The sequence below is a fragment of the Sphingomonas daechungensis genome (genome assembly GCF_014489495.1).
Classification (GTDB): domain Bacteria; phylum Pseudomonadota; class Alphaproteobacteria; order Sphingomonadales; family Sphingomonadaceae; genus Sphingomicrobium; species Sphingomicrobium daechungense.
In genome coordinates, this window is sequence record NZ_CP060780.1 from 2,485,450 (window position 1) to 2,501,964 (window position 16,515).

Consider the following 16,515-nt stretch of genomic DNA (forward strand, 5'->3'; position numbering starts at 1 on the left):
TGCATGAAGCGCTATCCGATCATTGCAACGGTCGCGGGAAGGTCAATCATGGATCACGCAACGCCGAACCTCCCATCTCGCGATTTCGAGGCCACATCGCAATTCTATGTCCGGCTCGGTTTCGAGGAGACGTGGCGCGACCGCGGCTGGATGATCCTCAAGCGCGGCGGGCTTGCGCTGGAGTTCTTCCTCTACCCCGACCTCGATCCACTCGAGAGTTCGTTCGGATGTTGCCTGCGGCTCGACGACGTCGCGAGCTTCTACGAGACTTGCAGGGAAGCGGGAATTCCGGAGGCTCGAACCGGCCTGCCCCGGCTTCAGCCGCCCAAGGTCGAAGCGAGCGGGCTGACCATCGGTTACATGGTCGACCTGGATGGCACCCTGGCCCGGCTCGTCCAGAATTCGTCCTGATCCTCGATCGCGGGCCGCTCCACGGCTTGGGCAAAGCGGAAGGCACTGCGGGACGATCCGGCCTGTGGGCATTCGGACAGGCTGGCGAGCTCGCTCAGCGGCTGGCCGCCCCGCTCCGTCGTCAGGAAGTACCGGCCCGTTCGAAGATGCTGCCGCGCACTGACCCACACGCTCTCGCCGTCATCGTCGACAACCCAAAGCTGGTTATCGGGAGACGCGTCCAGCCAGCGCATCGTTTCGTCGATCGAGTAGATCTGGCCGGCGAAGCCGACGGATTCGATCAGGCAGTCCGGATGCGCGCGGTCGCGCCGGATGGACGTCACCTGGTAACGAGACATCGACACCTCCTCGGTCCGCGGATCGACTCAGCACGAGCGGCACTTCTGTTTCATTATGGCACAGTAACAATTGTTATCGCAACTCCGCCGCAAGCCTGGCGGGAGTCCGGGACCGCAGCTAAGTCTGCGCAATGCAATCAAATCATTTGAGAATCCGCGACAATGCCGACCTTCACCGGTTCGAGATTGACCTCGGCAACGGCAGCCGGGCTTTCGCGCAATACATGCTCGGTCACGGCAAGATCGTCTTCACACATACTGAGGTTCCGAAGGATCACGAGGGCAAGGGATCGGCACTGCGTTGATCCGGTTCGCGCTCGACGCGGCCCGGGATCGCGGCCTCAAGGTTGTTCCGACCTGCCCATTTTTCGCGGATTATCTGAAGAAGCATCCAGACGTTCAGGATCTGCTGACTGAAGACTGGAAGCAACGTCTGGGTGTGGTTTCTCCCGATTGACACGATTGCCAAAAGCTGGACCCCTTTTTGCCTCAAATCCCTTCTAGCAGAGGCACATGGCGACAACCGCACCTTCCGTTCCCAACTGGCCGTCGCAGCGCTTCGCCTGCATCGTCGGAGCGCCGCGGTGCGGAACGACGACGCTTGCCCGTCTGCTCGAAAGTCATCCCGAGGTCAGTTTCTCAAGTGTGAAGGAGCCGCATTACTTCGCGCTGTTCGATCTCGACGATCTCGACCAGGATGAGCTGAAACAGACTGTCGCCGACGAATATCTGGCGCGTTACTTTCATGACGTCGATCCGGATGCCCAGGTGATGGCAGAGGGATCGGTTTCCTACCTGTACGCGCCCGAGCGCCTGCTGCCGTTGCTGCGGCTTTGGCCCGACGCCAAGTTCATCATCGCCGTGCGTGACCCGATCCAGCAGCTGCCGTCGTTCCACCAACGGCTTGTCCACCAGGGCGACGAGACGGTGGAGGACTTCGAAGAGGCCTGGCGGCTGATCGACGAGCGCCGCTCAGGCCGGAAGATCCCGCGAACCTGCCTCGACGCGCGCCAGCTCCAGTATGACGAGGTCGCCCGGTTCGGGAAGCATGTCGGTCGCTTCTTCGACGTTGTCGGCCGCGATCGTTGCCACGTCGTCGTCTTCGACGATCTGCGGGCCGATCCGGCAAAGGCCTATGCGGGCGTTCTCGATTTCCTCGACCTGCCTCCGGCGCCGATGCCGGAAAACTGGAACCCCGCCCGCGCCGGGGCGTGAAGGTGAAATGGCTGCAGCGCCTGCTGAAGCGGCCGCCGATCGCCCGCACCGTTCTGGCCGGGCCGCAGTTCCGCAAGCGGATCGCCGCCAAACCGCAGCGAAGGCCGCCGGCACCGCTGCGCGCAATCATGTCGGCTCGCCGGGCCCTGCTGGAATGGAATCGCACCGATCCTCCGCCTGTGCGCCTCAGTCCGTCCTTCGCACAGGAAATCCGCGAGGCCTTGCGCGATGACGTTGCGAAGCTCTCCGCCCTCCTCGATCGCGATCTCAGCCACTGGCTTGGGTCAAGTGACAAGAAGAGCGCGTCCTACGATCAGGCCGCCTGACGGAACCGCCACTGAGCTGTCGCAGTTTCGGCACTGCGTGACGGAGGGCTGACCATGTCCGACCAGGCTCGAAAATACATCATCCGGACCTGCGGCGTGCTGATCGTCCTGCTCGCGGCGGGCGCGGCGTTGCTACCGCTGGAGCGTGGTTTGCCCGGACGCCTGGTGGTCGGTTGGCTGCTGGTTGCCGCAGGAGCGATCGAATTGGTGGCGGCAATGGCCCGCCGGGTTCACTGGCCAAGCGGAGCGATCGCCGCGGCTGCAACAATGCTCGCCGGATTCAGGCTGGCGTTTGACGAGGACGCCAATTTCTTCCCGGTGCTCAACATGGTCATACTATGGCTGGTCATTCGCATGGCGGCGCTGGCCTTCGCCGCAAGCCGGTCGATGCCGCCGCTGCGAGGCTGGTTGAGGGTCGTCGCGGCCACCGATTTCCTGCTCGCCGTGATGCTTCTCGCGGGCATTCCAATCGCGCTCATTGTCTACGGCCTGTTCGGAACCACCAGCGAGATCATCGCCACATTCGCGTGGGTCCTGGCCATCAGTTTCGTCGTCAACGGGCTTTCCTGTTCGCCGCCGCACCGATCGAAGCGAGCGAACGCGAATGAGGCGCAATCGCGGAAAACGGCCGTAGCAAGGAACCCGACTCGGCCGAAAAGCATTGTTCCGGCCAAAGTCAATAATTGAAAAAGAGCATTGTTATGAGGAAGCTAGCGCGTGCGCTTGCGGCTGTGGCCGTCTGCGCTCTTAGTGTCCCCACCGTCCCGGCCGTCGCTTCGGTCGAAACCGTCGAAGCGCAAATGACTGCGGCGAGCGCCGCGTCGATCGCCCGCCAGGACATGTTCGACGCCTTCGGCGAAGCGGACATCAAGCCCGGACAGTATCTGTGGCGCGACGTCCCGAAAAGCGCGGGCGAAGAGCGGGTGGTGATCAGCCTGTCGGATCAGATGGCCTATCTGTATCGCGGCGAGACCATCGTCGCGGCGGCGTCGATCTCGACTGCGAAGCCGCCGAAGATCACGCCGACCGGTATCTTCACGGTGCTGGAGAAGCGCCCGATGTACCGGTCGAAGAAGTACGACAACGCGCCGATGCCGTTCATGCAGCGCATCGACGACTACGGCATTGCCATGCACGCCGGATACAATCCGGGCGAGCCGGCTTCACACGGTTGCATCCGCATGCCGTCCAAGTTTGCGGCCAAGCTGTACCAGGTGACCGGCGTCGGGACGCCGGTCCTGATCGGCGCCTGACGGTCCGATCATGGACGACAAGGTCTACGACGAGCCCAGTGAGGTGGAGGCGGAGGACGGCGTCGTGGTCGTCAACGGCCCCGACGCCGTCGACGTGCAGCTCACCCCGAGGCGGCCGACGAAATCTCCGAACGGCTGATCACTGGCGCGATGAAGGCGCGCGGACAGCGTTACTTCTCCGATCGCAAGAAATGAAAAGGGGCCGCTGTGCGGCCCCGGCAAGTATTCGGAAGGTGACGAAACGAAAGCCGTCCGGGTGGAGGGTGGGGTGTCAGGCTCCCGCCCATCACCTTCCGATGCCTGCGCCGCGATCTTTGAGGATCGCAACGCAAGGTAGGCGCGGAACGTCTGAAGCCTGCGCGCGCAAGCGGGTTCGTTCTTTCGAAACTCCCCCACCAACGACAGGCCGACTCTTTGAACGCCCCGAGTCGCGCTTACCCAAGGCCGGAGGATATCATGAATTTCAGAGGAGTCGGACTCTTCTGTGCATAAGTCAGTGGATGGGCGTCGTTTTTGCCCAGCCGCCACCCTCACGCAGTCTTCACGCGCACCGGGATCCGCAGATAGGAGACGCCATTTTCTTCCGCCGGCGGCATGCGTCCGGCACGGATATTCACCTGGATCGACGGCAGCAGAAGCTTCGGGTCGAAAGGGTGGTGTCACGCTCCTCGCGCATCGTCACGAACTCGTCCTCGGTGACGCACGCGGTCAGATGCACGTTCCGACGCTGGTCCGCGACCGTCGTCTCCCAGCGATACTCGTCGCGGCCCGGAGCCTTGTAGTCGTGGCACATGTAAAGCCGAGTGTCCGGCGGTAAGGCGAGCAGCTTCTGGATCGATCGATAAAGCTGGCGGGCATCGCCGCCCGGGAAATCCGTTCGCGCCGTGCCGTAGTCCGGCATGAACAAGGTGTCGCCGACGAACACGGCATCGCCGACTCGATAACTGACGTCCGCCGCCGTATGGCCCGGCGTCGCAATCACCTCGATCTCCAGCTCTCCGAGAGCAATCCGGTCGCCATCGTTCAGCAGCAGGTCGAAATCGCTTCCGTCGACCTTGAGGTCGTCGGCTGAGAACATCGGCCGGAACACCTTTTGCACGTCCCGAATCTTCGCCCCGATCCCGATCCTCGCGCCGGTCTTCGCCTTGAACAGCGGCGCGGCAGACAGGTGATCGGCATGAGCATGCGTCTCGAGCACATGAGTGACAGTCAGCCGGTTGGCGGCGACCGCTTCGAGCACCCGTTCCGCGGACTGCGTATCGACCGTGCCGTCCACTGGATCGTAGTCGAGCACTGGGTCGATCACGACCGCCTGCCGGCTCTGGGGTCCCAAATCAGGTAGGTAATCGTGTTCGTTTGGTCGTCGAAGAAACCGCGGATTTCCGGCACGTCGCTCATGGAAGATTAGAGGCTCCCTCGAGCCGCAAAATCAAGGGCGCTCGTCGAACTCTTGCGCGGTCCGGCCCGCGTGCAGGTCGGCGAGTTCTTCGTGACGGCGGCGGATATCGGGATCCGTCGCATTTTCCGCCAGTTCGCGGCATTGCTGCTCACGATGACGATGATAGGCCAACTGATCGAAGGTCATGGCCAACTCCAGCTTACAAGCGTCAGCTTTGTCATGCTGTCAGGGCGCCGTGCCTGAGGGATACGAGGCGCCGATAAACATGCGTTAGCACGTCCCGGCCGCTGCACCTAATCCTCCTCCGGAAAGCGGTCGCGCTACCGCAACAGCCGGCGCGTTCCGGAGGAGTCGTCGTTCTTCCGCTTAGATTTGCACTTCTTCGAGCGTGGTGGTCTCAGGCGCCGGCAGTCCCGAGTTTCTGATTTCCTGCTGAAGCTCTTCCTTCCGCATAGCCATCCGCTCGCCAAGTTCCTTGACGTCGACGTCGGCTGCCCGCGTTTGGGCGAACAAGCCTTCCTTGGGCTTCTCTTCTTCCTCGACGTGGTGCTCGATTTCTTCCTTCAGCACCTTGACCTTGGCGTCGTAGAATTCGTCCGACGGTTCGCCGGCCTCGATCTCGGCGATCAGGACTTTCGCGGCGTCATGTTCGACGAAGCTCTCCTTCACCAGGTCGTCGTCGACCTTCCCTTCCACTGCCGGATAGAAGATTTCCTCCTCCAGCATCGTGTGGATGGTGAGTTCCTTGCAGATTTCGAGCGCAAGCTTCTGCTTGCGGCCGTCCCCGCGCGCTTTCTCGAACTGTTCGAACAGGTCTTCGACCTTACGATGATCTTCTTTCAGGAGCGCGATGGCATCCTGAGACTGGGCACTGGCCATTGGTGGTCCTCCTTCTTTCGGGAGTGAAACCAACCGTTTGCCTCGGTGTTCCTGAAGCGTGCGTCACGAAAAAGGTAAAGCTACGGGCACGGACCGCGTGGACTGGAAAGGGATCGGGTACCTGACCTCGATTGCGAGCGTGGTCTTTCTCGGCGCGGTCGCCTGGCCGGGTCCTGAAGAGCCCGATTGGGTGCTGCCCGCGCTCATTGCAGGCATGGTCCTGTCAATCCTCGGCATGGGCTTCCGCTACATGTCGCATCTGCAGGAACGGCGCGAGATTCGGGAAGCGAAGGCCGAGGCCCGCCGAAGCTGAAGGTCAGCCGCGCACGCGCTTGCGTTCCCGGCCGCCGCCGTCGCCGCTCGACACCTCGTCGTCGTTTTCCGCGCGAGCGATCGTCCTCGGATCGCCTCCGGTTTTGTCGAGTTCCAGCCAGTCGCGGAACGGCAGGTGATAGATCATGTCCATCACCTCGAACTCCAGCCCGCCCGGCTGGCTCGTATTGCTGTTCCACAGCGCAACCACGCCGCTCTTCTTTTGCGGGTCGAACAGGATCAGCGAGCGGTACCCGGCAACGCCACCGCGGTGCCCGACGATGTGATGGCCGGCATAGTCGTAGCTGCGCCAGCCGTAGCCGTAGTCGGCCTCACCAAGTCGCTCGAGGAACTTGCGCATGCGGCCCCGCTCGCCCGGCGTCTTCACCAGCGGCGCGTGGACGGTGTCGAGCACGCCTTGCGACAAGACGTCCGGCATCTCGCCCATCTGCGCGAGCATCCACAGCGACATGTCCTTGATGTTGCTGTTGACGCCCCCGGCGGCCGGGACGCGGTAATAGCTGTCGTTCAGCTTGATCGGCCGGCGCGCAGCGTCGTGCGGCTTGGCCCAGCTCCTGGCACCGGTCAGGCCGCTCATCGACACCGACGCCTGGGTCATGCCGATGGGGTTGAACAGATACTGCATCACCGCCTTTTCGTACGGCAAGTGCGTAATGCCCTCGACCAGCTCCGACGCGCCGTCGTAGGCGACGTTCTGGTAGCTCCAGCACGTTCCCGGCGGGCAGATCAGGTTCAATTGCGAAAGGCTGGCGCGGAGCAGCTTGGTGTCCTGCCCTTCCTCGAGCTTGTTATCGTAGGCATTACGATAGAGCCCAAGCCGGTGGCTCAGCATGTCACCCACGGTCGCGCGATATTCCGCGCCCGCCGGCAGCTTCAGCGAAGGCACGTAGGTCGCGACCGGTCCGCTAAGGTTGACCTTGCCCTCTTCGGCGAGCTTGGCGACCATCGATCCCGCGACACCCTTCGAAACCGAGGCCCAGCGGAAAATCGTGTCCGGCGTCACGCGCTCCCCTGAGCCTGCCTCGGTCTCCCCATATCCCTTCAGGAACGTGATCCGGCCGTTCTCGACCACCCCGACCGCGAGGCCGACCATCGAGCGCTTTTCCGCGAGCTGTTGAAGCCGCCGGTCGAGCGAAGCGTAATCGACGTCCTTGCGAGCATCTGTCGACAGCGATGCGAGACGAACGTGGGATTTCGGGATGGTGTGCGCCGCGGGCTTCGGGTCCTCCGGCGAACGCATTGCGAATGCAGCCGTCGCAAGCAGCGCGAATGCGCCGAGCCCTAAGATATGCGGCTTTTCCACCAGTTACTCCCACCACCAACGCCGATGTGACCGTGGAGTCCATTCCGCTCAACGACTCTCGCTCCCTCCTGCGGCGAAGCGGGCGGGGTCCACGACGAACGACCTGCTGGCCATCGCCGTCCGCCTCGCTTAAAGCCGCACGCGATGCAGTTCCTGAAGACCTTGATCTGGGTCGTCATCGCAGTCTCGCTGGCGCTTCTGGCCAGCGGCAATTGGCATGACGTCACGCTGAACCTGTGGGGCGATATCCAGATCGACATCAAGATCCCGGTCCTGATGGCAGTGATGTTCCTGCTGGGGTGGCTACCGACCTATCTCATCTATCGTGCACAATCCTGGCGGCTTCGCGGGCGGGTGGAAAGCCTCGAGCGCCAGCAGGCCGTCTTGCGCGAAGCCCCACGGCTCCGGTGGAGGATGCGCCGGTCATATGAGCCCGGTCTTCGTTGCGATCGACACGCCCGATCTCGAGCGAGCACGGACGCTGGCGGAAAGCGTTCGCGGTCATGCCGGTGGCGTAAAGCTCGGGCTCGAGTTCTTCTCCGCCAACGGGCCCGCAGGCGTTCTCGCAATCAAGGACCTCGACCTTCCCGTCTTCCTCGACCTGAAGTTCCACGACATTCCGAACACCGTCGCGAAGGCCGTTGAGGCGCTGCAGGCGATCGAGCCTACGGTTCTGACAGTCCACGCGGCTGGCGGACGCGCCATGCTGGAAGCTGCCAAGGCTGCGGCTGCGCCCAGTACGAAGGTGGTCGCGGTCACGGTGCTGACCAGCCTGGATGGCAGCGATCTCCATTCCATCGGGGTAGCGTCGGAGCCTCGCGAACAGGTCGAACGGCTGGCACAGCTGGCGCGGTCGGCCGGGTTGGACGGGATCGTCTGCTCCGGAGCCGAGGTCGCGGCTGCAAAGGCCGCGTGGCCAGACGGCTTCTTCGTTGTTCCCGGCGTTCGCCCGGAGGGCGGCGAGGTTTCAGACCAGAAGCGGGTCGTTACGCCGCGCCAGGCGTTGGACGACGGAGCGTCGATCCTCGTCATCGGCCGCCCGATCACCGGAGCTGCGGACCCAATTGCAGCGTTGCGCGAAATCAGCGCATCACTCGAACACAAGACAAGCGCGGCTGTGCAGGCCTGAGCCCCGCGCAAGACATGAGGCAAATATGAGTTGGTTGAGCAGGGTCCGTAACGGAATCCCCTTCCTGCCGAAAAGGCAGTCGGCGGAAAACCTTTGGCATAAGTGCAAAAAGTGCGGGACGATGGTCTTCACCAAGGAATGGGAAGACAATCTCAGCGTCTGCCCGCGCTGCGACTATCACGATCGCATCGGTGTCCAGGTCCGCTTCGACCAGCTGTTCGACGGCGATTACGAAGTCTTGCCCGCCCCGGAAGTGCGCGAGGACCCGCTGCGGTTTCGAGACAGCAAGCGCTACACCGACCGCATCAAGACGGCGCGCACGACCACGGAAATGCGTGACGCACTCACCAACGCCAAGGGCAAGATTGCCGGCAAGCCTGCCGTTGTCGGCGTCCAGGACTTCGCCTTCATGGGCGGATCGATGGGCATTGCCGTCGGCGCCGCGTTCGTCGCCGGTGTCCGGCGCGCCATCGCCGACAAGTGCCCTTACGTGATCTTCACCGCGGCTGGCGGCGCCCGCATGCAGGAAGGCATCCTGTCCCTCATGCAGATGCCCAAGACGACGGTGGCGCTGGCAGAACTCAAGGACGCCGGACTGCCCTACATTGTCGTCCTGACCGATCCGACCACCGGCGGCGTCACCGCCTCATATGCAATGCTCGGCGACGTCCAGCTTGCAGAACCCGGCGCCCTGATCGGCTTCGCGGGCCAGCGGGTCATCGAGCAGACCATCCGCGAGAAGCTCCCCGAAGGCTTCCAGCGCGCCGAATACCTTCTCGACCACGGCATGATCGACATGGTCGTGCCGCGCAGCGAGCTCAAGGAAACGCTTGGCAAGCTCATCGGCTACCTGACGCCGGAGAGGAAGAAGAAGGCGGCCTGATGCCGGACTTCGCGCGGTCGGACGATCCGGCCGTCCAGGCGCAGCTCGACCGGTTGGCGCAGCTTTCTCCAGGCGGCGACCGCCTCGGCCTCGACCGCATCACCCGGCTGCTCGACCGCCTCGGGCGGCCGCAGGATCGACTTCCACCGGCATTTCATGTCGCGGGCACCAACGGCAAAGGCTCGACCTGCGCCTTCCTTCGCGCGGCGATTGAGGCAAGCGGCCGCACCGTCCACATCTTCACCAGCCCCCACCTCGTCCGCTTCAATGAGCGGATCCGCATTGCCGGCACGCTGATCACCGATGAGCAGCTGGCCGCCTTCCTCTCCGACGTGCTTGATGCGGCGGGAGACATCGACGCCAGCTTCTTCGAGGTCACGACAGCCGTCGCCTTCCTCGCATTCGCGCGAACTCCGGCGGATGCCGCGGTCATCGAAGTGGGCCTCGGCGGCCGCCTCGATGCGACCAACATGATCGACCGGCCCCTCGTCTGCGGGATTGCCGCGCTCGGCATCGACCATCAGCAATTCCTCGGCAACAGCCTGGTCGAAATTGCGGGAGAGAAGGCCGGTATCGCCAAGCCTGGAGTGCCCCTGGTGGTCCTGTCCCAACCTCCGGAGGCGGAAGCCGCAATCCAGCACGTGGCCGACCTGCGCGGTGCGCCGGTTCAGTTAGAAGGTCGCGACTGGACCATCGACCCAACCCTTCGCTCCTCGCTGCTCGGCGACCACCAGGTCCGCAACGCCAATCTCGCCTGGCATATGCTGCGGCAGCAGGACCACATCCCCATCAGCCGAGCCTCATTCCTGAGCGGGCTGACATCAGCCCAATGGCCCGCGCGCTTCCAGGAACTTGCACCAGGGCCGCTGACGCAGGGCGTGGAGACCTGGCTCGACGGCGCGCACAATCCCGAAGCGGCCAAATCCCTCGCGCTCCTGCTCGTCGACCACGGTCCGAAGCACATCATCCTCGGAGTACTTGCCAACAAGGACGCGGACGCCATCGTCGACACGCTAAGGCCGCACGCGCTGTCGTTCACGTTCGTGCCGGTGCCCGATCATGCGCATCACGATCCGCAGGAGCTTGCCAGGCGTTTCGGCGGCCACTCCGCCAACTCGCTTGAGGACGCGCTCAACGACCTGCCGGCACCGCGTCTGATTGCCGGATCGCTATACCTCGCCGGAGAAGCGCTCCGGCTGAACGAGCAAGTTCCCGATTAGCGTTCTTCGGGCAATTCGTCGTCCGAATGGGCGGTCCTCGCGTCCCCCGGCCCTTCGACCCCGGCACTGCCGATCGACTGATCGACCAGGCCGGTGCGCATCATGATCCAAAACAGGATGATGCCGGGCACGGCCGCGGCGGTCGTCATCAGGTAGAAGTTCACGTAGCCCATTGCATCGATCAGCGCACCGGCGGTTGTGCCGGTCAGGAAGCGGCCGACGATGCTCGCCGCAGCCGAAATCAGCGCGAACTGCGAGGCCGTGAACCTCAGGTCACATAGCGCAGAGAAATAGGCGATCACGGTAACGCCGCCGATGCCGCTGGCGATATTCTCGAAGCCGATCGCCCCTGCCATGCCGAGGTTACTGTGACCCGATGCGGCAAGCAGAGCGAAGCTGAAGTTGGAAACGGCCATCAGGATCAGGCTGATAAACACCGATCGCTTCATCCCCAGCCGCGTGTACATCACGCCGCCGATGAACACGCCGATGAGATAGGCCCAGAAGCCGACCCCGACATCGTAGATCGCGATCTCGTCGTTGGTGAAACCAAGGTCGTCGAACAGCAGACGAAGCGTCAGGTTCGCGAGCGTATCGCCGATCTTGTGGAGGAGGATGAACAGCAGCACGAGGAACGCGCCCTGCCTCGAGAAGAACTCCACAAACGGTTTCCAGACGGACTCGATGGTCCGCGCAATTCCCTTCTTCTCGACTGGCTCCCGGTGCCGCTTCGGCTCGCCGTAGATAAGCGCCGTGAGCATCGCGGGGAGCGCGAGTGCGGCGCAGGCCATGTAGGCGGCAGACCAATCCGCTCGCGCCGCGACGACGAGTGCGAGCGCACCTGCTCCGGCCGAGCCGATGCGCCAGCCATATTGCGACATGCCCGATCCGACGCCGAGCTGGCGGGGCTCCAGCGTCTCGATGCGATAGGCGTCGATAACGATGTCGAAGCTGGCGCCAGCGATTCCGACCAGGATGGCCGCGGTGACGACCGCTGAAACACTGGCGGCTGGGTCGACCAAAGCGAGGTTGACCACTGCGGCAATGACCGCCGCGCCTGTCACCAGCATCCATGAAACACGCTGCCCGAGCCGGCCCAATATTGGCAGCCGCACGCCGTCCATGATCCAGGCCCAGAGAAACTTGAAGTTGTAAGCGAGGAAGACCAGCGCGAAGGCTGTGATGGTCGACTTGTCGATCCCGTCCTGCTTCAGGCGCGTCGTTAGCGTCGCGCCGATCATCGCATAAGGGAAGCCCGACGAAACGCCGAGGAAGAAGGCCGCGATGGGCGCCGCTTCGGTATAGGGCCGAACGCCCGCCGGAAGCACCGAACGCCAGCCGCGATCCGCCTCGGTCACTGTCGCCATCAAACCCTCCCCAACTCTTCCGTCATGCTTAAGCAGCCCGCGTCCGACTGAACAGGGGTGAGCGATTAGGCTTGCGAACGCGTCCGGTCAGGCGCACTTTTCACCGCATGGACATGCCTGCCAAAGCCTCTCGTCCAAGCGAAGGGCAGCGCGCGCTCGCCGAGAAACTGGTCAGCGGGGAAAAACCGGCCGAACCGCGGGTCATCGAGCTCGACGCTTCGGTCTACATTGATCCGCTGCGGTTTGAGCAGGAGCGCCGCGCCATCTTCGAGAAATGGCCGCTGCTGCTCGCCCCGTCGGCGCTATTGCCGGACAACAACACCGCCATCGCCCGTGACGGATACGGCGTGCCGCTGATCATCTCGCGCGACGGCGATGGCAGGGTCCATGTCATGGCCAATGTCTGCCGCCACCGTGGCACGCGCCTGATCGAAAGCGCGGGAGTCGTCTCGTCAAAGCGGATTATCTGCCCCTATCACGCCTGGACCTACGGCTCGGACGGCAAGCTGATGGCAATCCCGCGCGCCGACTGCTTCCCGGGCATCGACAGGGCGGACCGCCCGCTGATGCAGTTCCCGGCTTTGGAAAGCGGCGGCTTCATCTGGTTCGCGCAGGCCCCCGATGCCGACTTCAGCCAGGTCGAAGCGCTTGCCGAGGACATGGAAGCGTTCGGGATGTCCGGCCTCCACCTCTACCGCCGCAAGACCCACCAGGTCGCGTCCAACTGGAAGCAGGTGATGGACGCGTTTCTGGAAAGCTATCACGTCCAGCGCCTCCACGCGGAAACCATCGCGCCATTCTTCACCGACGGAATCGCGGCGGCAGACTTCATCGGTCCGCACCAGCGCGCCATCGTGGGCCGCGCCGACTATCTTTCCGACATCGATCGCGATGATTGGGCTGCGCTGAGGCGGGTGCTGACTTACACCTACGCCTTCTTCCCGACCTCGATCCTGATCGTCAGCCCCGACTACATCAACCTCCTGGTCGTCATGCCGCAGACGGTCGGTACCTGCCTGGTCGAGGATTTCATGCTAATCAATGAGCCGCCCCAAACCCCCCAGGCCGAGGCGCATTGGGAGCGCAGCTGGGAGTTGCTCGACGGCGGGACCTTTGCAGCAGAAGACTTCCGCGCGGCGACCCTATGCCAGCGCGGCATCGAATCCGGCATGGTCAAGACCGTCACCGTGGCGGGCTGGAGGACGGCATTGCCGTCTTCCACCAGCGGCTCGGATCGCTGCTCTAGCCTTCGGGAGTAAACAGTTCGACGCCCTTGGGCGGCTTCGCGCCCTTCCCCGACAGGCGCTTGTCGACCGCCTCCAGCGCGAGCTTCAGCGTCCGCTCCGAATAGGGCTTGGTGATGCAGCCGAGCGCTAGCTGAACCGACTCCGGCGGAAGTTCGTGCCCGGTCGAGAACACGATCGGCACACCGCGCCTCTTGGCCGCATGGGCGAGGTCCAGCCCCGTCCGCTCCCCCGACAGTCGATAATCGCTGAGGACCAGGTCGACCTGCTCACTGTCCAGGCGCTCGATCGCATCCTCGAAGCTGTCGAGTGTCGCCACGACCTCGTAGCCGAGGTCGCCAAGCATGACTTCGTTGTCGAATGCCGTCAGCGGCTCATCCTCGACGATGAGAATTCGATTGACGATCCGTTTGCGCTTCCCGAACAGCATCAACTCTCCGATATCATGGCTTCGCCCCCGCAACGAACGAAACGAAAACCTGTGCCGCGGCACCGCCCGCGCAACAGCAGTTTTTCAGCCGCCCCGCCACCGCGCGAGAGCGGACCACAGCGTATTGCAAAGTTGCTGGCTCGCGCCGGCGTCGCATCTCGACGCAATGTCGAGCGGATGATCGCCGAAGGCCGCATCGCCATCAATGGCGAGAAGCTCACCACCCCGGCGACCTTGCTGACCGATCTTGCCGGCGTCACGGTTGACGGGAAGCCGGTTCGGCCGGCCGCGGCCACGCGGCTGTTCCGCTTCTACAAACCGCCCGGGACGATCACCGCGATCAGGGACCCGAAGGGCCGCGCCACCATCTACGACAAGCTTCCGCCCGGCCTTCCGCGCGTGATGCCGGTCGGCCGCCTCGACTTCATGACCGAGGGCCTGCTGCTGCTTACCAACGACGGCGAATGGAAGCGCAAGCTGGAGCTGCCGAGCACTGCCGTTGTCCGCCAGTATCGCGCGCGTGCCTTTGGTCATGTCACCCAGGCGCAGCTAGATCGGCTGGCGGAGGGCATCACGATCGAAGGCATTCACTATGGCTCGATCATCGCCAACCTCGAGCGGCGCACAAGCCGAAACTTCTGGATCGAGCTCAGCCTGACCGAGGGCAAGAACCGCGAAGTTCGCCGTGTCCTCGCCCATCTCGGCTTGCAAGTCTCCCGGCTGATCCGGACCGCCTACGGACCGCTCACGCTCGAAGGCTTGGAGCCCGGCGATGCCGACGAAGTACGCCAGGCCGACCTCGACGCGTTCCGGTCCTCGCTGAAGTGAGGATCATCGCCGGCCAGTTTCGCGGCCGGCCGTTGCAGGCTCCTGCTGGCTCCGAGACGCGCCCGACGGCCGATCGCGTCCGCGAAGCCCTGTTTTCCATGCTGGCGAGCAGGCTCGGGTCGTTCGAGGGGCTGCGGGTCGCCGACCTTTACGCGGGGAGCGGAGCCCTCGGTCTCGAGGCGGTCTCCCGCGGCGCAGCCCATGCGACGTTTGTTGAGAACGATCCTCGAGCCCGGGCCGCCATCAAGGCCAATGCCGAAAAGCTCGGCGTCGCGGACCAAGTTCGAGTCATCGGTGGCTCCGCACTTGCCTTGCCTCGCGCGGAGCTTTTCGATTTGGTTTTCGCCGATCCGCCCTACGCGGCCGGCTCAGGGACCTCAGCGCTGAAAGCCGTAAGGCAGGCCGAATGGCTTGCCCCCGGCGGTTGGATGGCGATCGAGACCGACCGGAAAGAAGCCGTCGATTCCGACGACTACGACATCGAGGCTGAGCGCGAGATCGCCCGCGCGCGGATTACGCTTGTGCGCCGCTCTTAGCCTGCCGCTCCTCGCCGGCGCGCTTCGAAGCTTCGCGGATCTCGTCGATTTCGGTTGCAAGCCGACGCCCGACCGCAGCCGCAGCCGCCTTGCCTGCCGCCTTCAGCGTCCGCTTGTTCGTGCCGACCGCGCCTTCGGTACGGCCTGATCGGGACTCGGTGATGGCCGCCAGCGCCGCTGTGGCACCAACCGCCAGCAGGTCGATGACCAATGGGCTTTGAAGCAGCTTGACCAGTGCATCGACGGGGTCGCTCTTCGACGACGACTTCGACTTGCCGCCGCCGCCGGACCCGCTCGAACTGCTTCTCCGAACTGCCTTACCCGTCGTGTTCGCGGCCTTTGCCGTCGCTTTCTTCGCCATAACGCCAAATCTCCTTTGGTCGGCTCAACCCACACGCTGCATCAATGTATCCTCGAACGGGCGCGCGAGCGCGCAGGCATTCTCGCGCGTGCTGTCCAGCCAGGTCGAGACGTCGCCCGGCCGAAGCATCACCGGCATCGCCTTGGGATGAACCTCGCCGACGATCGTGTTCGCCTCACAGGTCAGGAACGCCATGAACGGCCCGCCCTCGCCCGGCCGCCACAGCCCCGCGAAGGCGAACAGGGGGACTCATGCACATCGGTCAGGCCGAACCAAACCTTCTGCTTCCGCCCCACTTCTCCGGTCCATTCGCAGAACTTGGTAACGGGGACGATGCATCGGCGCGCGGGCTGCTGGAGCGCGTTGCGCCAGAATGGGCTGGCGAGATTGCGGATGTTGGTAATCGCCCGCGATCCGGCCGCCTGGGGCCCCGGAAAGCCCCATTTCATGTGCTCCAGCTTCAGGCCGCCATTCTCATTGCGGCGAAGAACGGGCGCAAGCTGGCCCGGGTAGATTTCGTCGAACGGCGGGAGATTGGTCGTATCGCCGTCGAACGACCCGAAGATTCGACGGAGTTCATCCACAGTCGCCGTCATCGTGTAAAGGTTACACATACTGTTTCAGCACCGTATCGGCCTCCCGCAACCGTTCGTCGTTAACAGGCCGCGCGGCGTTGAACATAGTCTCGTCCGCTTCGCTCCGATGAGCAAATCTGCTTGCATCATCTGGAGGGAGTAACATGCGTAACCTGTTTCTTGCTGCCGCGGCCGCGTCGATGGTCGTGCCGGTGGCGACCGCGACGCCTGCTCAGGCGCGCAGCACTTATTACAAGGGCAAGATCTGGAAGGACTCCGAAGGCCGGTACCGCTGCAAGCGGTCGAACGGCACGACGGGCCTTATTGTCGGCGCCGCGGGAGGCGCCCTCGTCGGGCGCGCCATCGACACGCATGGCGAGCGCGCGACCGGGACCATTCTCGGGGCTGCCGCCGGTGCACTGCTCGGCCGAAGCATCGATCGCAGCCGGGTGCGCTGCCGCTAATCCCGATTACCCGGCCGGCGC

The 16,515-nt window shown here is 63.9% G+C and carries 24 protein-coding genes and 1 pseudogene; 15 read left to right on the forward strand and 10 right to left on the reverse strand.

From position 1 onward, the window contains the following. Nucleotides 1-45 precede the first annotated feature (45 nt). Nucleotides 46-411, forward strand: a complete 366-nt coding sequence (locus H9L15_RS13480) for a bleomycin resistance protein (RefSeq protein WP_187715920.1) — start codon at nucleotides 46-48, stop codon at nucleotides 409-411. On the opposite strand, the gene H9L15_RS13485 is transcribed toward H9L15_RS13480, so the two are convergent. Further along, nucleotides 357-749, reverse strand: a complete 393-nt coding sequence (locus tag H9L15_RS13485) for a hypothetical protein (protein WP_187714418.1) — start codon at nucleotides 747-749, stop codon at nucleotides 357-359. The genes H9L15_RS13480 and H9L15_RS13485 overlap by 55 nt on opposite strands. A 224-nt stretch (nucleotides 750-973) precedes the next feature. Between H9L15_RS13485 and H9L15_RS13490 the strand changes: the two are divergent. The 6 genes and pseudogenes from H9L15_RS13490 (at nucleotide 974) to H9L15_RS19090 (ending at nucleotide 3,682) form a co-directional block, all read left to right on the forward strand. Then, a pseudogene (locus H9L15_RS13490) lies at nucleotides 974-1,206 on the forward strand (GNAT family N-acetyltransferase). Between the two features lie 56 nt (nucleotides 1,207-1,262). Beyond that, complete coding sequence (locus H9L15_RS13495) at nucleotides 1,263-1,964, forward strand: sulfotransferase family protein (RefSeq protein WP_187714419.1); 702 nt, start codon at nucleotides 1,263-1,265, stop codon at nucleotides 1,962-1,964. 2 nt (nucleotides 1,965-1,966) lie between these two features. Continuing rightward, nucleotides 1,967-2,290, forward strand: coding sequence for a hypothetical protein (locus H9L15_RS13500; protein WP_187714420.1), 324 nt, complete (start codon nucleotides 1,967-1,969; stop codon nucleotides 2,288-2,290). Nucleotides 2,291-2,344: 54 nt separating this feature from the next. Next, nucleotides 2,345-2,977 (forward strand): hypothetical protein, encoded by a 633-nt coding sequence (locus H9L15_RS13505; RefSeq protein WP_187714421.1) that lies wholly within the window; start codon nucleotides 2,345-2,347, stop codon nucleotides 2,975-2,977. A 14-nt stretch (nucleotides 2,978-2,991) separates the two neighbouring features. Continuing rightward, on the forward strand, nucleotides 2,992-3,543 hold the full coding sequence (locus H9L15_RS13510; protein WP_187714422.1) for a L,D-transpeptidase family protein: 552 nt from the start codon (nucleotides 2,992-2,994) through the stop codon (nucleotides 3,541-3,543). A gap of 10 nt (nucleotides 3,544-3,553) precedes the next feature. Beyond that, nucleotides 3,554-3,682 carry a hypothetical protein gene (locus H9L15_RS19090; protein ID WP_262984816.1) on the forward strand — a complete coding sequence of 43 codons (129 nt, stop codon included), beginning with the start codon at nucleotides 3,554-3,556 and terminating at the stop codon, nucleotides 3,680-3,682. Between the two features lie 474 nt (nucleotides 3,683-4,156). Here the strand turns inward: H9L15_RS19090 and H9L15_RS13515 are convergent, their stop codons facing one another. The 3 genes from H9L15_RS13515 to H9L15_RS13525 form a co-directional block, all read right to left on the reverse strand. Further along, nucleotides 4,157-4,849, reverse strand: coding sequence for an MBL fold metallo-hydrolase (locus H9L15_RS13515; protein WP_317617535.1), 693 nt, complete (start codon nucleotides 4,847-4,849; stop codon nucleotides 4,157-4,159). A 123-nt stretch (nucleotides 4,850-4,972) separates the two neighbouring features. Next, nucleotides 4,973-5,128: a hypothetical protein gene (locus tag H9L15_RS13520; RefSeq protein WP_187714423.1), complete on the reverse strand. Its 156-nt coding sequence runs from the start codon at nucleotides 5,126-5,128 to the stop codon at nucleotides 4,973-4,975. 180 nt (nucleotides 5,129-5,308) lie between these two features. Then, the gene (locus tag H9L15_RS13525) at nucleotides 5,309-5,821 is read right to left on the reverse strand and encodes a hemerythrin domain-containing protein (protein ID WP_187714424.1); all 513 of its coding nucleotides are present in this window, start codon (nucleotides 5,819-5,821) and stop codon (nucleotides 5,309-5,311) included. A gap of 97 nt (nucleotides 5,822-5,918) precedes the next feature. Between H9L15_RS13525 and H9L15_RS13530 the strand changes: the two genes are divergently transcribed. Continuing rightward, complete coding sequence (locus H9L15_RS13530; protein WP_187714425.1) at nucleotides 5,919-6,134, forward strand: hypothetical protein; 216 nt, start codon at nucleotides 5,919-5,921, stop codon at nucleotides 6,132-6,134. Nucleotides 6,135-6,137: 3 nt separating this feature from the next. Here the strand turns inward: H9L15_RS13530 and H9L15_RS13535 are convergent, their stop codons facing one another. Next, entirely contained in the window at nucleotides 6,138-7,457 is a 1,320-nt protein-coding gene (locus H9L15_RS13535) for a serine hydrolase domain-containing protein (protein WP_187714426.1), read from the reverse strand. Nucleotides 7,458-7,884: 427 nt separating this feature from the next. Here H9L15_RS13535 and pyrF point away from each other — a divergent pair, with 427 nt between their 5' ends. From pyrF to H9L15_RS13550, 3 genes are read left to right on the forward strand one after another with little or no spacing between them, the layout of a single operon-like run. Continuing rightward, nucleotides 7,885-8,586, forward strand: a complete 702-nt coding sequence (pyrF, locus tag H9L15_RS13540) for an orotidine-5'-phosphate decarboxylase (protein WP_187714427.1) — start codon at nucleotides 7,885-7,887, stop codon at nucleotides 8,584-8,586. 25 nt (nucleotides 8,587-8,611) lie between these two features. Further along, complete coding sequence (accD, locus tag H9L15_RS13545) at nucleotides 8,612-9,469, forward strand: acetyl-CoA carboxylase, carboxyltransferase subunit beta (RefSeq protein WP_187714428.1); 858 nt, start codon at nucleotides 8,612-8,614, stop codon at nucleotides 9,467-9,469. Beyond that, nucleotides 9,469-10,689 carry a bifunctional folylpolyglutamate synthase/dihydrofolate synthase gene (locus H9L15_RS13550; RefSeq protein WP_187714429.1) on the forward strand — a complete coding sequence of 407 codons (1,221 nt, stop codon included), beginning with the start codon at nucleotides 9,469-9,471 and terminating at the stop codon, nucleotides 10,687-10,689. Before accD ends, H9L15_RS13550 begins: the two co-directional genes overlap by 1 nt. On the opposite strand, the gene H9L15_RS13555 is transcribed toward H9L15_RS13550, so the two are convergent. After that, nucleotides 10,686-12,056, reverse strand: coding sequence for an AmpG family muropeptide MFS transporter (locus H9L15_RS13555; protein WP_187714430.1), 1,371 nt, complete (start codon nucleotides 12,054-12,056; stop codon nucleotides 10,686-10,688). The two genes, H9L15_RS13550 and H9L15_RS13555, sit on opposite strands and share 4 nt — an antisense overlap. 113 nt (nucleotides 12,057-12,169) lie before the next feature. Between H9L15_RS13555 and H9L15_RS13560 the strand changes: the two genes are divergently transcribed. After that, nucleotides 12,170-13,315 carry an aromatic ring-hydroxylating oxygenase subunit alpha gene (locus tag H9L15_RS13560; RefSeq protein ID WP_223276281.1) on the forward strand — a complete coding sequence of 382 codons (1,146 nt, stop codon included), beginning with the start codon at nucleotides 12,170-12,172 and terminating at the stop codon, nucleotides 13,313-13,315. On the opposite strand, the gene H9L15_RS13565 is transcribed toward H9L15_RS13560, so the two are convergent. Then, entirely contained in the window at nucleotides 13,299-13,730 is a 432-nt protein-coding gene (locus tag H9L15_RS13565; protein WP_187714431.1) for a response regulator, read from the reverse strand. The two genes, H9L15_RS13560 and H9L15_RS13565, sit on opposite strands and share 17 nt — an antisense overlap. A gap of 132 nt (nucleotides 13,731-13,862) precedes the next feature. Here H9L15_RS13565 and H9L15_RS13570 point away from each other — a divergent pair, with 132 nt between their 5' ends. Further along, nucleotides 13,863-14,558 carry a pseudouridine synthase gene (locus H9L15_RS13570; protein ID WP_398286254.1) on the forward strand — a complete coding sequence of 232 codons (696 nt, stop codon included), beginning with the start codon at nucleotides 13,863-13,865 and terminating at the stop codon, nucleotides 14,556-14,558. Next, nucleotides 14,555-15,094: a 16S rRNA (guanine(966)-N(2))-methyltransferase RsmD gene (rsmD, locus tag H9L15_RS13575; protein WP_187714433.1), complete on the forward strand. Its 540-nt coding sequence runs from the start codon at nucleotides 14,555-14,557 to the stop codon at nucleotides 15,092-15,094. Before H9L15_RS13570 ends, rsmD begins: the two co-directional genes overlap by 4 nt. Here the strand turns inward: rsmD and H9L15_RS13580 are convergent. Genes H9L15_RS13580 through H9L15_RS13590 form a run of 3 tightly spaced genes read right to left on the reverse strand, consistent with a single transcriptional unit; the run spans nucleotide 15,072 to nucleotide 16,051 of the window. Beyond that, entirely contained in the window at nucleotides 15,072-15,455 is a 384-nt protein-coding gene (locus tag H9L15_RS13580; protein WP_187714434.1) for a hypothetical protein, read from the reverse strand. The genes rsmD and H9L15_RS13580 overlap by 23 nt on opposite strands. 24 nt (nucleotides 15,456-15,479) lie before the next feature. Then, a complete protein-coding gene (locus H9L15_RS19095) occupies nucleotides 15,480-15,650 on the reverse strand; it encodes an SOS response-associated peptidase (RefSeq protein ID WP_262984817.1) in 171 nt (56 codons plus the stop codon). Continuing rightward, nucleotides 15,638-16,051 carry an SOS response-associated peptidase family protein gene (locus H9L15_RS13590; protein WP_187714435.1) on the reverse strand — a complete coding sequence of 138 codons (414 nt, stop codon included), beginning with the start codon at nucleotides 16,049-16,051 and terminating at the stop codon, nucleotides 15,638-15,640. The genes H9L15_RS19095 and H9L15_RS13590 overlap by 13 nt, the downstream gene beginning before the upstream one ends. Before the next feature lie 143 nt (nucleotides 16,052-16,194). On the opposite strand from H9L15_RS13590, the gene H9L15_RS13595 reads away from it, so the two are divergent. Beyond that, entirely contained in the window at nucleotides 16,195-16,494 is a 300-nt protein-coding gene (locus H9L15_RS13595; RefSeq protein ID WP_187714436.1) for a glycine zipper 2TM domain-containing protein, read from the forward strand. Nucleotides 16,495-16,515 lie beyond the last annotated feature (21 nt).

Excerpts from the sequence above, each read along its gene's own strand:
- accD (WP_187714428.1), top strand. The coding sequence starts at position 8,612 with ATGAGTTGGTTGAGCAGGGTCCGTAACGGAATCCCCTTCCTGCCGAAA.
- pyrF (WP_187714427.1), top strand. The coding sequence starts at position 7,885 with ATGAGCCCGGTCTTCGTTGCGATCGACACGCCCGATCTCGAGCGAGCA.
- H9L15_RS13560 (WP_223276281.1), top strand. The coding sequence starts at position 12,170 with ATGCCTGCCAAAGCCTCTCGTCCAAGCGAAGGGCAGCGCGCGCTCGCC.
- H9L15_RS19090 (WP_262984816.1), top strand. The coding sequence starts at position 3,554 with ATGGACGACAAGGTCTACGACGAGCCCAGTGAGGTGGAGGCGGAGGAC.
- H9L15_RS13485 (WP_187714418.1), bottom strand. The coding sequence starts at position 749 with ATGTCTCGTTACCAGGTGACGTCCATCCGGCGCGACCGCGCGCATCCG.
- H9L15_RS13520 (WP_187714423.1), bottom strand. The coding sequence starts at position 5,128 with ATGACCTTCGATCAGTTGGCCTATCATCGTCATCGTGAGCAGCAATGC.
- H9L15_RS13510 (WP_187714422.1), top strand. The coding sequence starts at position 2,992 with ATGAGGAAGCTAGCGCGTGCGCTTGCGGCTGTGGCCGTCTGCGCTCTT.
- H9L15_RS13595 (WP_187714436.1), top strand. The coding sequence starts at position 16,195 with ATGCGTAACCTGTTTCTTGCTGCCGCGGCCGCGTCGATGGTCGTGCCG.
- H9L15_RS13505 (WP_187714421.1), top strand. The coding sequence starts at position 2,345 with ATGTCCGACCAGGCTCGAAAATACATCATCCGGACCTGCGGCGTGCTG.
- H9L15_RS13590 (WP_187714435.1), bottom strand. The coding sequence starts at position 16,051 with ATGACGGCGACTGTGGATGAACTCCGTCGAATCTTCGGGTCGTTCGAC.
- H9L15_RS13555 (WP_187714430.1), bottom strand. The coding sequence starts at position 12,056 with ATGGCGACAGTGACCGAGGCGGATCGCGGCTGGCGTTCGGTGCTTCCG.
- H9L15_RS13580 (WP_187714434.1), bottom strand. The coding sequence starts at position 15,455 with ATGGCGAAGAAAGCGACGGCAAAGGCCGCGAACACGACGGGTAAGGCA.
- H9L15_RS13495 (WP_187714419.1), top strand. The coding sequence starts at position 1,263 with ATGGCGACAACCGCACCTTCCGTTCCCAACTGGCCGTCGCAGCGCTTC.
- H9L15_RS13550 (WP_187714429.1), top strand. The coding sequence starts at position 9,469 with ATGCCGGACTTCGCGCGGTCGGACGATCCGGCCGTCCAGGCGCAGCTC.
- H9L15_RS13525 (WP_187714424.1), bottom strand. The coding sequence starts at position 5,821 with ATGGCCAGTGCCCAGTCTCAGGATGCCATCGCGCTCCTGAAAGAAGAT.
- H9L15_RS19095 (WP_262984817.1), bottom strand. The coding sequence starts at position 15,650 with ATGGCGTTCCTGACCTGTGAGGCGAACACGATCGTCGGCGAGGTTCAT.
- H9L15_RS13565 (WP_187714431.1), bottom strand. The coding sequence starts at position 13,730 with ATGCTGTTCGGGAAGCGCAAACGGATCGTCAATCGAATTCTCATCGTC.